Origin of the sequence: Sphingobacterium sp. UBA5639 (genome assembly GCF_002421245.1) — a bacterium.
Classification (GTDB): domain Bacteria; phylum Bacteroidota; class Bacteroidia; order Sphingobacteriales; family Sphingobacteriaceae; genus Sphingobacterium; species Sphingobacterium multivorum.
Genome location: NZ_DIJR01000037.1, coordinates 161,545 through 177,648, shown reverse-complemented (window position 1 = coordinate 177,648; position 16,104 = coordinate 161,545). Strand labels below are relative to the sequence as shown.

Here is a 16,104-nt window from a genome sequence, read left to right as displayed (position 1 = left end):
TTCAGGTTTCAGGAACGTCGCTGCGTTTAGCCTGAAGAGGATGGCAAATAATAATACATCAATTTGGAAATGCGCAATAGGTATAAGTAACAAAATTGATTTTTTTTCGTACGAACCTATTCCTTCGTTATATAATTCGTATTTTTATTTGATAGAACCTAAAAAACGATAAAAGCAGAATGAAAAAACGATTTTTTGGGGCATTATTTGCAGGTTTGTTCTGTATTAGCCCCCTGTTTGCTCAATATAAGTCTACAATTAAAAACGAAACGATACTGTTTAATAACCTTGATCAGTTGCTGCCTTTAAAAAATCTGGATCAACTTCGTATCGCAGTTGTTGTTCCTAACGCGGCAAAATATAGGATGTTTACGGACCAACTGGCTCGTTATGCAAACACCAAAGTTTTCGATTTTAATAAATTTGATGAGGACATCAAATATTATAATACCATTATTGTGGCGGGAAAGGAAGATGATTTAGATGCCGATTGTCTAACACAGTTGAAGCAGGCTGTATTAAACAATAAAAAAGTTATCCTTTGCCATTTTTTTGAAAATGACAAAAACAAAAAGAGCCTATCTGAGCATCCACAATCTGATTTGATCGAATTGCTTGCTCCTTTTTCAGAAATTGGACAGCAGCAGATGGCAATGTCTATTTTTGGTGGGATTTCTATTACCGCCGGTAACGTCAAAACCACACAGACAAGAATACAATATGGCGCTGCCTCAAGTTCTAATCTGAACCTGACCAAATTGACGAAGAAAATTGATGCCATTGCACAAGAAGCCATCGATAAGCAGGCAACTCCAGGAGCTGTAGTCATGATCGTGAAGGACGGACAAGTACTCTTGGAGAAATCTTACGGTTTTCACACGTATTCCAAAGATATACCCACAAAAACAACTGATATTTTTGATCTCGCATCTGTCAGTAAGATTGCGGGTACTACTCCTGTCATTATGCGTCTTACCGAGCGGAATATTATTAATTTGGATAGTACTATGGGGCACTACCTGTGGCAGGCAAAGTATACCAATAAAAAGGATATCAAACTTCGTTCCGTCATGTTACATGAAGCGGGATTTACACCTTTTATTCCCTTTTATAAATATCTGAAGGGGGGCGATGTTGTGTCGGCAGCCGACGATAACCATCAGGTGAAAATGGCCGATAACAGCTATATCCTCAACAATTATTACCGTGATGTCATGTGGCCCGAAATGCTAAAATCACCGGTAAAACCCACGGGAAATTATGTGTATAGTGATATCAGCATGTATGTGATGAAAGAAGTTGCAGAACATCAGACTGCTGAGCCTATGCAAGATTATGTGCAGGAAAACTTTTATAGACCATTGGGGATGACCCGTGCGGGTTACCTTCCACGCGAGCGTTTTGCAAAGGATGAAATCGTTCCTACCGAGCAGGATACCTCCTTTCGAAAAACATTGTTAGAAGGCTATGTACACGATCAGGGTGCGGCAATGGCTGGCGGTATTGCTGGGCATGCTGGATTATTTGCTACCGCAAATGATTTGGCAATCTATGGTCAGTTGCTATTGAATAGAGGCGAGTATGGAGGTGAGCGTTACTTTAAAACAGAAACCATCGATTTATTTACCTCTAGGCAATCGGCAAGCAGTCGGCGGGGATTAGGTTTTGACCGCTGGGATCCGAATCCGAAAAATGAATATCCATCTAAGTTAGCGAATAGCACTGTATTCGGACATACGGGCTATACAGGAACATGTATTTGGATCGATCCGCAAAATCAGTTAATTTATATCTTTTTATCCAATCGGGTACATCCTCAGGTGAGTACCAGACTTTTGGATCTGAATATCAGGAGCAGGATTCAGGACGCTATTTATGAAACGATCAATGAAATTCAAAAATGATAAAAGGCCTCTTATTACTTGGACTAGCAATGACAACACTCAGCAATGTTGGATATAGTCAAGACTATAAACAGATACACCAAGATTTGGTGGTCGTCGACGGACACAATGATGTGATTTATGAGTCCATTTTCCAGGGAAAAGATATCGGCCAGCGAATAAGTACGGGAGCGACAGATTTGCCTCGACTGCGGGAAGGCGGTGTAGATGTGCAGGTCTTTGCTGTGTGGTCCGATGACGCGAAGTGGAAATCCGGAGCATTTAAGCATGCCAATGACCAGATCGATGCATTGGAAAAGATGATTGCAGCAAATGCCGATAAAATAAGTTTGGCAAAATCTTCAGGTGACATCGATGCGATCTTAAAAACAGGTAAAATAGTTGCGTTGATCGGTGTGGAAGGTGGAAATATGATTGAAGGAAGTGTTGACCATCTGGTCCGGCTTCATGAGCGCGGCGCCAAATACCTCACTTTGACCTGGAACTACAATTTGCCTTGGGCAAGCTGTGCCGCGATGGAATCGGGAGATATGCGTTCCAAAGATAAGGGGTTGACAGCGCAAGGGCGAGCAATTATCCGCAAAATGAACGAATTGGGAATGATGATTGATCTGTCTCATGGAGGAGAGCAGACTTTCTATGACGTGCTGTCGATAACGACCAAACCGATCTTGGTTTCGCATAGCAACGCCTATGGATTATGTCCACATTTCCGTAATCTGAAAGATGAACAATTAGAGGCGCTGAAAAAAAATGGCGGCGTTGTTGGTGTGAATTTTTATTCAGGTTTTTTGGATCCTGCCTATGAAACAAGGCTTAAGGGTTTGTATGCAAGTAAATTTGGCGATACCGGAGATACAAAATTGAGTACCTGGGCCATGTATGAAAAGTTGCCAAAGGAACTTCAACGGCAAGCCGATGCTCCACTGTCGAAATTATTGGATCATATTGACTATTTGGTCAAAAAAGTGGGTATAGACCATGTTGCTGTAGGCTCGGACTTCGATGGTATAGAATCCTCACCCCAAGGTCTAGAAGATGTTTCTAAATTTCCGTTATTAACCAAAGCGCTGTTGGATAGAGGATATACAAAGACGGATGTTGCGAAGATTATGGGACAAAATTTCTTGCGGATCTTAAAAGAAAATGAAGGATAAGGCTAACCAGTCCTTGCGTATGGTCTTGGTGAATATATAATACGTACGACGATGATATTGCGCTTTTAACAGCTATAAATTTGTAATTTCGTAGTATGGCAAAATCAAAATCTGCATACTTCTGTCAAAACTGTGGCTACGAGTCTCCCAAATGGATGGGGCAATGCCCTTCTTGTAAACAATGGAATAGTTTTGTTGAGGAAGTCGTTGAAAAGGCGAGTTCAAAAGTTCCTGAATGGCGTAGTTCTACCACAGGAGGAAGCACAAAGAGAGCGAATAAAGCTGCGATCATCCACGAAATTGTCTATCAGGATGAATTACGGATATTGACTCCTGATCAGGAGTTTAACCGGGTTCTTGGCGGCGGTATTGTTCCAGGGTCATTGGTCCTTATCGGAGGCGAACCGGGTATTGGGAAGTCGACGTTGATGTTACAGCTCGCTTTATCGATTCCACAAGTGAAGACCCTTTATATTTCTGGGGAAGAAAGCGAACAGCAAATTAAGATGCGGGCAGAACGATTGTCACAATCATCCAAAGCCAATTGCTATATCCTTACCGAGACATCTACTCAAAATATTTTCAAGCAGATCGAGAGGGTACAGCCCAATGTCATTGTCATCGATTCCATACAGACTCTGCACTCTTCCCAAATTGAATCTGCTCCAGGGTCGGTTTCTCAGGTACGCGAATGTACCGCAGAGTTGCTGCGGTTTGCAAAGGAAACGAGTACACCAGTTTTTATTGTAGGGCATATTACCAAGGATGGGTCTATTGCAGGTCCCAAGGTTTTAGAACATATGGTGGATACGGTGCTTCAATTCGAAGGTGATCGCCACCATGTCTACCGAATTTTACGGGCCGTAAAGAATCGCTTTGGGTCTGCTTCAGAACTCGGGATTTATGAAATGCAGGGGTCGGGACTGCGGGAAGTGTCGAATCCTTCGGAGATTATGATTTCCCAACGCGATGAACCTGTCAGTGGGGTTTCCATTGCGGCGATGCTCGAAGGAATGCGCCCTATGATGATTGAAGTGCAGGCGCTGGTGAGTAATACGGCATTTGGAAATGCACAGCGCTCTTCCACAGGTTACGACACGAAGCGATTAAATATGCTGTTGGCTGTTTTAGAGAAACGCTTTGGTTTTAGGTTAAGCGCACAGGATGTATTTTTGAATATTGCCGGTGGGTTGCGTGTTGAAGATCCTGCGATCGATTTGGCTGTCGTTGTTGCAATTATTTCTTCACAACAGGATATCGCGATTCGCTCCAATCTGACTTTCGCAGGTGAGATTGGTTTATCGGGCGAGATCAGAGCTGTAAACCGTATAGAACAGCGGATACAGGAGGCTGAGAAGCTGGGCTTTGATGGTATTTTTATTTCTAAATTCAATACCAAAGGATTGGACGCTAAAAAATATAATATTGCCATCCGTCCGGTTGCCAAATTGGAGGACATCTTCAGTGCCTTGTTTGGCTAAGCGACAAAAAGGGGTAATCAATCGTTTAATATCCTAATTTACTGGGATCATCTTAAAATAGATTTTTTCAGAAAAATGGCCTTCTTCAAAGAATAAAAATTAAAAGACCATGCTTTTACTAAAACATGGTCTTTTTTATGGATCGTCTATAGTTTACTTTTTCAAGACTTCTTTCAATTTCGCGCGTAAAGCATCACCATGTAAATTCTTGGCGACAATTTTCCCATTGGGATCGATCAGGACATTCTGAGGAATAGATTTTACGCCATATAATGTTCCGACATCATTTTGCCAACGTTTAAGATCCGAAACATGACGCCAGTGCAATTTATCTGCATGGATGGCTTTGATCCAAGAATTGCGATCCTTATCAAAGGATATACCCAATATTTCGAAGTTTTCACCTTTAAATTGTTGGTATGTTTTGACAAGATCCGGGCTTTCGACACGGCAATCGGGGCACCAAGATGCCCAAAAATCAAGAAGCACATATTTTCCTTTAAAGTCCGAAAGCTTTACAGGGTTTCCAGTGGTGTCATTTTGCGTAAACGCTGGCGCTGTCTTTCCAATTTGAACCGTTTCCAAGGTATTTAAATAGTCTTGGAACTCTTTCCCTTCACTTGAATTCTTGACATTTTTACTCAACGTATTATAAAGCGCCTGAAGCTCGGGATAAACCGGGTCATATCCGCCAACTCTACGCAAGTCAACTAATGTCGAAATAGAATCCGGAGCAGCCTTTACGCGGGCAATATACTCCTCTTTGGTAAGTTCCTTTTTTTGTGCCGAACCAATGAATGGCAGAATTAAAAAAAGTAGTGTGATGTATTTTATCATGTTATTATTCTTATATATATTTACAAATATAGGAAAATCCACTAATTTAGTAGATTAATAAAATGTCAAAAAATGAACTTTAACCTAACTTCTAAACTTCCACATGTCGGTACGACGATCTTTACCAAAATGACGATGCTTGCGAATGAGCAGCACGCTTTAAATCTGTCGCAAGGTTTTCCTGACTTTGAGACCGATCCGAAGTTGGTGGAATTGGTTTCTAAGGCAATGGAAGCGGGACATAACCAATACGCGCCAATGATCGGAGCACAGACATTACGTGATACGATCTCCAAAAAATACCGGGAAGTTTATAACGTGGCGGTCGATGCAACGGCGGAGCTTACTGTGACATCAGGTGGTACCCAAGCAATTTTTACAGCTATTGCCGCAGTCGTTAGACCGCAAGATGAGGTTATTATTTTTGAACCGGCATACGATTGTTATGCGCCGACTATCGAATTGTTTGGCGGTAAAGTTGTTCCCGTGCGATTAATGGCACCTGATTTTCAGATTGACTGGGGTTACGTCGCTACGTTAATTAATTCCAGAACTCGTTTAATCATCATTAATAATCCGAATAATCCAACAGGCAAAGTGCTGGGTAAAGAAGAGTTAATTAAACTTGGGGACTTGTTGGCAGGTACCAACGCACTCTTATTGAGTGATGAAGTGTACGAGCATATCGTTTTCGATGGTGTCTCGCCCCAATCGGTATTGGAAATACACTCATTACGCGAGAGAAGTTTTGTTGTTGCTTCCTTTGGAAAGCTATTGCACACCACGGGTTGGAAGATAGGTTATTGCATTGCTCCGCCACAATTAACGCAGGAATTTAGAAAAGTGCATCAATTCAATGTATTTAGCGTAAATACACCCATGCAATTCGCTATCGCAGCATATCTGGAGGATATAAGCTATGTCAAAGGTCTATCGGAATTTTTTGAGCGAAAAAGAAACCTATTGAAAGACGGATTAAAGGGATCCCAGTTTACGATTCTTCCCTGCGAAGGAACTTATTTCCTGAATATCGATTATAGCGCGATCAGTCAGGAGAAGGAATTTGAATTTGCTTGCTCGTTAACCAGGGAGCACAAAATTGCAACCATCCCACTTTCAGCGTTCTATAAAGAAGCTACAAATCAACAAGTTTTGCGGGTTTGTTTTGCTAAAAAGGATGAAACGCTATTAAAAGCTGTCGAGATTCTGAATAAGGTATAGCTGTATTATTGGGGTAAAAGAATAGCTAAAAGGTTTTATTTAAAATATCGCTAAGAAAGAACCACTTTATTAAAATTTTACTTCAACTTGAGGTACTAATTTTATAAATTTGTAATTCACGTTTATCAACATACCCATAAAATGGCTAGATTAAATTTATTGGAAGAAACACGCTTCGAAAAAGTCCCTGTGAGCGTCTATCCAGATCAAAATTCAGCTTCGAAAAACGTTGCAAATCGTATTGCTGAAATTATTCGTGCAAAGCAAGAGAAAGGTGAGAAAGCTGTTCTGGGCCTTGCTACCGGTGCCACTCCGGTAAAAGTCTATCAAGAATTGATTCGTTTGCATAAAGAAGAAGGTTTAAGCTTTAAGAACGTGATTACCTTCAATCTTGACGAATACTACCCTATGCAACCTGATGCCGATCAGAGTTATGTGACCTTTATGAACAAAAACTTGTTCGATCATGTAGATATTGATGCGGCTAATGTAAATATTCCAGATGGTACCTTAGCTCCTGACCAAGTAAATGCATTCTGTGAAGCTTACGAACAGAAGATTACAGCAGCAGGAGGTTTAGATATTCAATTATTAGGTATTGGCCGTACAGGCCATATCGGTTTCAATGAGCCAGGTTCTGCACCTAACTCAGGTACACGTGTCGTAACGTTGGACGATTTGACTCGTCGCGATGCTTCCCGTGCTTTTGGTGGAAAAGAAAATGTACCGACAAAAGCGATTACCATGGGCGTAGGTACAATTTTCAAAGCGAGAGAGATTATTTTAATGGCTTGGACCGAGACAAAGGCTGAGATCATTAAAAAAGCAGTTGAAGGTGAAATCTCCTCGGAGATTCCTGCAACTTATCTTCAGTTATCGGACAACGTTGAATTTATTCTTGATGAAGCGGCAGCATCATTATTGACACGTTTTGATCTTCCTTGGTTGGCAGAAGATGTTACCTGGACACCTTCATTAATTAAAAAAGCAGTCGTTTGGTTGGCTTTAGAGATCAAAAAACCAATCCTGAAACTTACCGACGAGGATTATAATGCGCACGGGATGGCCAAGTTGGTTACAGAGACCGGTCCAGCATATAATATTAACATCCGTATATTTAACGAACTTCAACATACGATCACGGGATGGCCAGGAGGTAAACCCAATGTTGACGATTCACAACGTCCTGAGCGTGCTAACCCAGCGAAGAAAAATGTGATTGTATTTTCTCCACATCCGGATGATGATGTCATCTCGATGGGCGGTACATTTATTCGCCTGGCAGATCAAGGACACAATGTCCATGTTGCTTACCAAACTTGTGGTAATACAGCAGTTTGGGATGATGATGTGGTACGTTATCTGGAGTTTGCTGAAGATCTTGCAAAACAAATTGGGGCAGAGGCAGAAGCTTCTCAGATCGGCCGCATTTATGATGAAGAAAGAGCAATTTTTGCAACAAAAAAACCAAATCAGATCGATACTGAACTTGTCCGTAAAATCAAAGCATTAATCCGTAAGGGTGAGGCGATCGCAGGAGCCCGTTTGGTTGGTTTGCCAGATGAGAATATCCATTTCCAGGATCTACCTTTCTATGATAGACAGAAGTTTTCAAAAAATGTATCTTTTGAAGATGATATTCGACAAACAATGGAATTGTTGCGTCAGGTAAAACCACATCAGGTATTTGCTGCGGGTGACTTTGCAGATCCACACGGTACACATAAAGTATGTTTCGACATTCTGTTTGAAGCACTAAACAGATTGAGTAAAACGGATGAGTGGACAAAAGATTGTTGGTTGTGGTTATACCGTGGAGCATGGCATGAATATCCTATCCACGAGATCCAAATGGCCGTTCCTTTATCACCACAAGAAGTTTATCGCAAACGTTTAGCCATCTTTAAACACCAGTCTCAAAAAGATTTGCCTGTATTCCCTGGAGATGATCCACGTGAATTCTGGGTGCGTGCTGAAGATCGTACAAGCGAAACAGCAGCTTTATATGACCAACTAGGTTTGGCAAACTATGAAGCTATCGAAGCGTTTGTAAGATGGAAATTTGACTAAAATAATTGTCTAAATAAACAAAAAAGTCCTGAGCCTGAGTTGGTTCAGGACTTTTTTGTTTTTAATCATTCTAAATAGCTTATTTTTTATACCTTTGCGTTATTATTTAGAATAATTAAAAATAATTACCCAAAATTATTAACATGGACAAACACTTACTAGCTCTTGCTTCTACATTTTTAATCGGAGGTGCAGTATATGGTCAAACTTCGGGAATCGTCAAAGGTAAAGTCGTCGATACACAAAATAATCCTTTAAGTTCAGTAACCGTTTCAATCGGAGATAAAAAAGTACGTACGGACCATAGAGGTCATTTTAGACTGCATGGCATCGACCAAAATACGGTGATTAAATTCACCTACATGGGCTACCAAACAACCGTTATCGATTATGTTTTTAGCACGAAAAGCCCTGAAGTGATTATTGATGCCATTACGCTAGTGAGCAATGAGCAGGCCATTGATGAGGTAGAAGTGTTTGGTGAACGTAACAAAAAGCCAAAAGGCTTGGAGATGATTACACGTATGCCATTAAAACCTTCGGATCAAATTCAGAGTATTTCTGTCATTTCCAATAAGGTAATTCAAGATCAGGGTATTCTTACTTTGACGGATGCTGTAAGAAATATTCCCGGTGTAACCTTGTTTGGTTCTTATGGGGGTGTTAAAGAATCTTTGTCAACCCGTGGGTTCAGAGGGGTGCCTGTATTGAAGAATGGCGTGCGGATGGACTCTCAATTTCAAACTGCATCTGGAGTTGTTGATATGCAAGGTGTGGAGTCTATTCAAATGATTAAAGGGTCTGCTGCCGTTACACAGGGTGTTATTACCGATATTGGTAATGCCGGTGGTGTAATTAATGTGGTCACTAAAACCCCTAATTTCACGAATTCCGGTGAGGTGGGTGTTCGTGCAGGAAGTTGGGGACAATTCCGCCCAACCTTTGATTTCCAAACGGTACTGGATAAAAAACAGACCGTTGCTTTTCGAATGGATGGCGCGTATGAACGTAGTGATAGCTACCGTAAAAGTATATCCTCTAACCGTGTTTATTTAAATCCATCGTTAGCTTGGAAACCAACGGATAAGACAACAATTACTTTGGAGGGTGATTATTTTAATGATAATCGCACGCCGGTTAATTCCGCTGTCAATTTAAATCCTTCACAGGGGGTGAATGCGCTATATGTTATCCCGAACAATAAGTTTTTGGGCTTCAATTCCGATAATAATAATACAGAGATGAAGAGCTTTATGGCGCAGATCAATCATGAACTGACTGATCGCTGGAGCATCCGAGCCTCTATCGCAACGTCATCTTATCAGGTTGATAACCAATCATCATCTTCCTCATTGATTAAAGATGATGCAAAACAATATAATACCTTCTCGCGCTCAATGAGTAAGAGCCTGCGCGATGACAAAAATAAAACTTTCCAGTTTGACTTGATCGGAAAAGATCTTTATACGGGTAAGGTAAAACATTTGGTTCAGGCAGGGGTGGACTATCGTATTGCTGATGCGACAACAACTTCTTTTGCCGGAAAATTAAGTCCACTGGAGAAAAATGTTCTTTTGAAAAAAGCCGATCAAAATAGCAATGTAATTGATATTATTGATATCCATGGTGATTGGGTGAATGATCTTTCGGAAGTGGTATACGTCGATTCGTTGGGTAACCAGCGGAAAGGAAAGCAAATTGTCTATACAGCAGGAACTCCTGTACGGAGTTATTATTCTTCTATAGGATTTATGGGGCAAGACGTTATTGAATTTAACAAATACATTAAGGCTGTATTAGGTTTACGTTATTCCGAAATTACAACAAAAGATTTTACATCAAACGGTAATAAAAGGGAGTCGGCTTGGAATCCAATGGCGGGAGTGATTGTTACGCCATTTGAGAATTTCAACGTATTTGGATCTTATACAAACTCAACGAATTTAAGAAATGCGGCAAATCCTTTAACAGATGGTACAGCGGCAGGTGCTTCTAAAACCGAACAATTTGAGGGGGGAATTAAATCCGATTGGCTGAATAATCGTTTACGTTTCAATTTAACCTATTTCCATATTTATACCTCAAACTTGACGAATGCGGAGTATACACCAGGCACGAATGTCGCCACAGGATTATACTTTAAGGCCGGGGATTTGGTGCGCGATGGTATTGAGGCAGAGTTGAACGGTCGTGTATTGGAAAATTTGACAGTGATGTTGGGCTATGCGTATTTAGACGCACGTTATAAAAATTCACCATCTTATATGGATGGATCGGCACCGATGAATGCGCCAAAACATACGGCAAATGCATGGATACAATATGTATTTAATCAAGGAGCTCTTCGGAACCTGAGCTTAAGTGCCGGAGTTTATTATGTTGGAGACCGACCTGTCAATGAATATAGCTTAACCCCAAATGGGCACGGCGAATATTATGGTACAGAACCTTTCAATATGCCAGCATATACCACATTAAATGCGCAGGTGGGATACAAATGGCGCAAATTTGATGCGAAAGTCTTTGTAAATAATATCACCAATGAGATCGGATTGAATTCATACTTCCGCGGTGGTTTTATTAATCAGATCGATCCAAGAAATGCTGCGGTTGCATTGAGTTATAAGTTTTAAAGATATAAGTCTATATAAACAGAAGGGCTGTCCAAAGAAGTTGGACAGCCCTATTTTTATGCTATTTTCTTTTATCAGCTTAAGTATCCTTTCATCTAGTGGACGCTGGATCGACTGATGTTATTTTAGGCAGCTTTTTTTTGCGTTATCGACACCAATAGCGTTCACCATGATGAATCCCGATGAATTAATAGCTGATTACATCACCTGACCGTCCTTTGGCATCAAATACTTTAAATAAGTATTTTTTTCCGTTCTGGAAAGGTATCGGACCGTTCACCACTTTTGATTTCAATGTTGGCGTACTTCCATTATCGCTATAATAGACTTTGAAACCGGGATAATCGGTGTTGATAAGAAGTTGGCTGCCCTCTTTCTTGATCCCAATTTTTGGAAGTCGATAGGTATAGCCCCCATTTACCCTATCCAGTTTTCTCAATTCATCCTCACCTAATTTTTTGATAAAGGCGGTATACGATTTGCGATAAGTGGCCTCGTCAAAAGAATTTCCTTTTTCCCAAGTTTGTTCGGGCGCCCACGCGCGATCAGCAATCGCTATCAAACGTGGGAATATCATTTCCTCAAGACGTTGGTCAGTGGATACCTTTTCTGCCCATAAAGCACCTTTAATACCAAGGAGATTTTTCTTCCCTTCGGCTGTAAGCTGTTCTTTATTGGTGTAAGCCTCTGGTTTAAGACCTTTTCCAGTATCATCCTTCCGAAGGTTGATGAAGAAATTTTCAGGAGAGAACGAATAGGTTCTGTTCAGATTAACCGTGCCTACCCAGCTGTGTCCTGGATCTGCAAAGTCACGGTCCCAAGACATATCGAGGTAGTTGTTTGCCGCACTCGTGTAAACAACTTTATAACCAGCATTTGCCAATCGATAAGCGAGGTCTTCCTGTCCTTGGCCAGGGAGATTGTTCCATACATTCAAATGGATGCCGGATTTTCCTAGATCGGCATTTACAACCATGCCTTTTCCTTTATTGCGCATACCCATTTCTTCCCATCCCGACATCGTCAATCCTTTTTCTTGAACAAGGCTATTAATTTTGGCAATATACAGTGGCCATACATCGAGTACATTGGCGATATTATTCTCCTTCATAAAGGCCAACACCTTGGGCGATTTCTCCCAAACACCACTTGGCGTTTCGTCGCCGCCCAGATCGATAATTTTCAACGGAACTCCAGCTTGATCATGTATTGCTTTGATTTCATCGATCACCTTGCTCAGGAAGTGATAGGTTGAAGGTAGGGCAGGGTTCATGACATTGTCATTCCAGTTTTGTGCAGAGTTGTAAACGGACTTGTCCTCTGCATCGTCCAGCAAGAACTCCTCTGCCTTCTGTTTATCGCCAAGTTTTGAATAATGGGCAAAACGCGCCCGCATTGCTTTAATCGCTGCACGCGCATGACCAGGAGTTTCTACTTCGGGTATGACATCGATATGTCTTGCCTGTGCATATTTTAAAATTTCAATATAGTCAGCAACACTGTAGAATTGATGCGATTTGGTGGTCGCTCCAGAACCATAAGCAGACTGTATCGCTTTTCCATCCTCAAAATTAGCCGAACGATTGGCTCCGATAGCCGTTAATTCAGGTAGCGAAGGAATTTCCAATCGCCAACCTTCGTCGTCAATGAAGTGGAAATGGAATTTGTTCAACTTGTAAAAAGCCATGAGATCCAATATTCTTAAAACCTCGGCTTTGCTATGGAAATTACGGGCAGCATCCAGCATAAATCCACGGTAGCCATAACGTGGACTATCTTCAATGTTACCGTATGGTAAAGCGATTGATTTTGTGGCTTTATTCCATTGATTGTGATTGATCAACGATTTTAAAGATTGTATGGCATAAAATGCACCGGCTTTATCGGAAGCTTCTATTCGTATACCTTTTGCACCAATCGTCAAGTGATAGGATTCCGGCTTTAAGTTATTTGCTTTGACAATCTCGATGCCACCCTGAGGGCTAGATGAAGCCGTTAGCTTAATACCTGAATATGCTGAAAAAAAGTTTGTCAGAAAGTCCGATTCGCTCGCAAAATCCTTATCGACAAAAAGTTTTGTACCTGTCGATAGATTGAATTTCTCGTTATTATTGATGCTGATATTACTTGGTAAAGGAATGACATGTTGTGCTGCTGTCCCCTCCACAAGCTTGTTTTGATCGTATTTATAAGCAAAGTAATCTGTTTTTTCAGCGTCCGACTGGGGAGCGATTTTAACAGCAGAATAATCCGAAATATTTGTTGCAAGCCCAGTTTTATTATTTTTTAGGTATAGACCAATTGGCCCATCCGTATAATTGACCAGTCCGGTTGTGATAAAATCGATGTGGACCGTATCTTGCGCATTTAATGAAAAGTTATTTTTCTTAAAGCTAACCTGAAAGAGATCCCCGTTTCGGTGGTCTATCGCAAAACGTTTGTCGACCTTATCGGGATCGATAGATCGGATAAAATTAAACCAAAGGCTCCAGTCGTTGAGTTGAACAGCACTTTTCCCCTTGTTTTTTAAAATTAGGGTAGAAACCGGATTTTTACGGATATTCTCTCCGTCTTTGACCTTCCAGGTGAGCTGCAGTTGATCTGCGATTGCACTCGATTTCTGAGCATAGGCTTCCTGGCTTAACAAAGCCAAGCCTAGTCCGGCATAGAGTAGCGGTTTTTTGATTTTTTTTAAATTAGTCATGTTGGTTACTTTTTCAATGACTTTAAATATAGCTATTTTAGAGGGTTTTATGATCTATTTCAAAAAAAATGAATAAAAAAAAGATAAAAATTTTGACAGATTTATAAATATTTCTATATTTGCACACCGAAACAGAAAACGGCCCGTTCGTCTAGGGGTTAGGACGCAAGATTTTCATTCTTGAAACAGGGGTTCGATTCCCCTACGGGCTACAGATCTAAAAGTCAAAACGTACAAAAGCCTGCAAATGTTTAATTTGCAGGCTTTTTTGTTTTTCAGTATCTACAAAACCTATAATAAATCCAAAGAAAAAAGTGAGTCATTCAGTGAGTCATTTTCGCTCATTTACTCACTCACTGAAATGACAATAACATTCTTATAATCAAGATGTTTAAAAATCAAACATCTTGATCTGTTTTAGTTGCAAGGCTAATTTTGCATCGCTGAAATTTGTTTTTCAGTGGTGATGCAGAGCTCGCCGCAAAGGCGGCTCGGTTTGTTTCACTTAAATGATGTTGTCATGAGTACAAATTATTCCTTGCTTTTCTATCTGAAGAAACCAAAAAATTATGTTAGCGGCCCCAAGTCGATCTACATGCGGATTACCGTAGATGGTATCCCAAAAGAAGTTTCCACTGGACGAGAATGCTATCCGTCCAAATGGAATTCTAAAGCCAACCGTGTGAAAGGCACAACAGAAGCTGTCAAGACCCTGAACAGCTATCTTGATACCCTCGTAACTAAAATAAGTACGATCCATACCGCTATGACGGCTGCCGCAGAGGAAATCACAGCGGAATCGATCAAACTTAAGTATCAGGGAAAGGATACTAAATGTAAAAATTTCTTAGATGTCTTCAGGGAGCATAATATGCAGATGGAAGCATTGCTCGGCAATGGATTCAAGCCCAATACACTCAAAGGATATAAAACCTCTTTATTGCATGTTTGTGAATACCTTGAGAAAGAATTTAGACTAGCAGATATCGACACAAGAAAGATTGACCATGCTTTTATCACAGGCTACGAATTCTTTCTTCGTGCCACGATAGGCTGTTCAGCCGTGTCGGCAGCAAAATACATGAAGCACCTTCGCAAGATCATCAAGGTATGTATCGCGCACAGATGGATAACGGACGATCCATTTGCCTTTTATAAGATCAAGGTCAAAGCTAAAGAGAAGGAATTTCTGACAGATGCGGAACTTCGGAGGATAGAAGAAAAGAACTTCAAAATACCAAGACTTGCACATGTCCGCGATATCTTTGTCTTTTGTTGTTACACTGGACTTTCCTATGCAGATGTAAAGAAACTAAAATGGATTGATATTTCTGAAGGAGTGGACGGAAAACTCTGGATCTTCACCAGCAGAGAAAAAACCGAAACGTCGTCAAATATTCCACTACTTCCCAAAGCTCTTGAAATCATTGAAAGGTATCGTGATTATCCGCCGTGCATAGCCAAGGATATGGTTCTTCCAGTTCTCAGCAATCAGAAAATGAACAGCTATCTTAAAGAAATAGCGGATGTGTGTGAGATAACAAAAGAACTCACTTTTCACAAATCACGTCATACGTTCGCCACTTCTGTTACATTGGCAAATAGTGTACCTATCGAAACTGTTTCCAAGATGCTTGGACATACGGACATTAAGACTACGCAGCATTATGCGAAGTTATTGGACAATAGGGTCGCAATAGACATGGAAAAACTGGAAAGAACGATCGAGAATAAAACTGCGCCAACAGGTCATGCTAAAATCGCAGCGCTATGGGCCACCTAAGGTGCTTACTCTAATAAAGGCAAATCATAGTCGAAGAAATATTGCTTAATTCAGGAAGAAAGCGATGTTTTCATACATCGCTTTCATATTACATATTTGTAGTAAGAATTTAGAAATTTAGATATAATAGTTTATTTATCGCCAATTGCTCAATGAACCGACATGCCTGTACCTAGTACCGGATAAGCCTGATCAATCCTACAGGAGGTATTATCACTACCAGCCAGAAAATTGACGGGCCCTATCCGAGTGGATTACTATACGGAAGCTATCCATGCTGTTCAGCTGAGCGATGTTCTAGACCCATCTGATAT

9 protein-coding genes and 1 tRNA gene are annotated in these 16,104 nt (G+C 40.8%); 8 read left to right on the top strand and 2 right to left on the bottom strand.

Features of this window, described 5'->3' with window-relative positions; all coding sequences use genetic code 11:
* Positions 1-179 precede the first annotated feature (179 nt).
* From B4Z90_RS24260 to radA, 3 genes are all read left to right on the top strand, one after another.
* A complete protein-coding gene (locus B4Z90_RS24260) occupies positions 180-1,904 on the top strand; it encodes a serine hydrolase domain-containing protein (RefSeq protein WP_145328227.1) in 1,725 nt (574 codons plus the stop codon).
* A complete protein-coding gene (locus B4Z90_RS24255) occupies positions 1,901-3,061 on the top strand; it encodes a dipeptidase (protein WP_115045989.1) in 1,161 nt (386 codons plus the stop codon). Before B4Z90_RS24260 ends, B4Z90_RS24255 begins: the two co-directional genes overlap by 4 nt.
* A 95-nt stretch (positions 3,062-3,156) precedes the next feature.
* The gene (gene radA, locus B4Z90_RS24250) at positions 3,157-4,542 is read left to right on the top strand and encodes a DNA repair protein RadA (RefSeq protein WP_115045987.1); all 1,386 of its coding nucleotides are present in this window, start codon (positions 3,157-3,159) and stop codon (positions 4,540-4,542) included.
* Positions 4,543-4,695: 153 nt separating this feature from the next.
* On the opposite strand, the gene B4Z90_RS24245 is transcribed toward radA, so the two are convergent.
* A complete protein-coding gene (locus B4Z90_RS24245) occupies positions 4,696-5,379 on the bottom strand; it encodes a peroxiredoxin family protein (protein ID WP_115045986.1) in 684 nt (227 codons plus the stop codon).
* A 72-nt stretch (positions 5,380-5,451) separates the two neighbouring features.
* Here B4Z90_RS24245 and B4Z90_RS24240 point away from each other — a divergent pair, with 72 nt between their 5' ends.
* The 3 genes from B4Z90_RS24240 to B4Z90_RS24230 all read left to right on the top strand — a co-directional run bounded on the left by B4Z90_RS24240 (position 5,452) and on the right by B4Z90_RS24230 (position 11,303).
* On the top strand, positions 5,452-6,600 hold the full coding sequence (locus B4Z90_RS24240; RefSeq protein ID WP_286803570.1) for a methionine aminotransferase: 1,149 nt from the start codon (positions 5,452-5,454) through the stop codon (positions 6,598-6,600).
* A gap of 141 nt (positions 6,601-6,741) precedes the next feature.
* Positions 6,742-8,670, top strand: coding sequence for a glucosamine-6-phosphate deaminase (gene nagB / locus B4Z90_RS24235; RefSeq protein ID WP_115045982.1), 1,929 nt, complete (start codon positions 6,742-6,744; stop codon positions 8,668-8,670).
* A gap of 143 nt (positions 8,671-8,813) precedes the next feature.
* Positions 8,814-11,303: a TonB-dependent receptor gene (locus B4Z90_RS24230; RefSeq protein WP_115045981.1), complete on the top strand. Its 2,490-nt coding sequence runs from the start codon at positions 8,814-8,816 to the stop codon at positions 11,301-11,303.
* A gap of 187 nt (positions 11,304-11,490) precedes the next feature.
* Here the strand turns inward: B4Z90_RS24230 and B4Z90_RS24225 are convergent, their stop codons facing one another.
* Positions 11,491-14,007 carry a family 20 glycosylhydrolase gene (locus tag B4Z90_RS24225; RefSeq protein ID WP_159332611.1) on the bottom strand — a complete coding sequence of 839 codons (2,517 nt, stop codon included), beginning with the start codon at positions 14,005-14,007 and terminating at the stop codon, positions 11,491-11,493.
* A 140-nt stretch (positions 14,008-14,147) separates the two neighbouring features.
* Here B4Z90_RS24225 and B4Z90_RS24220 point away from each other — a divergent pair.
* Positions 14,148-14,219 (top strand) — tRNA-Glu (locus B4Z90_RS24220).
* Positions 14,220-14,527: 308 nt separating this feature from the next.
* Complete coding sequence (locus B4Z90_RS24215) at positions 14,528-15,790, top strand: site-specific integrase (RefSeq protein WP_286803569.1); 1,263 nt, start codon at positions 14,528-14,530, stop codon at positions 15,788-15,790.
* The last annotated feature ends 314 nt before the right edge of the window (positions 15,791-16,104 follow it).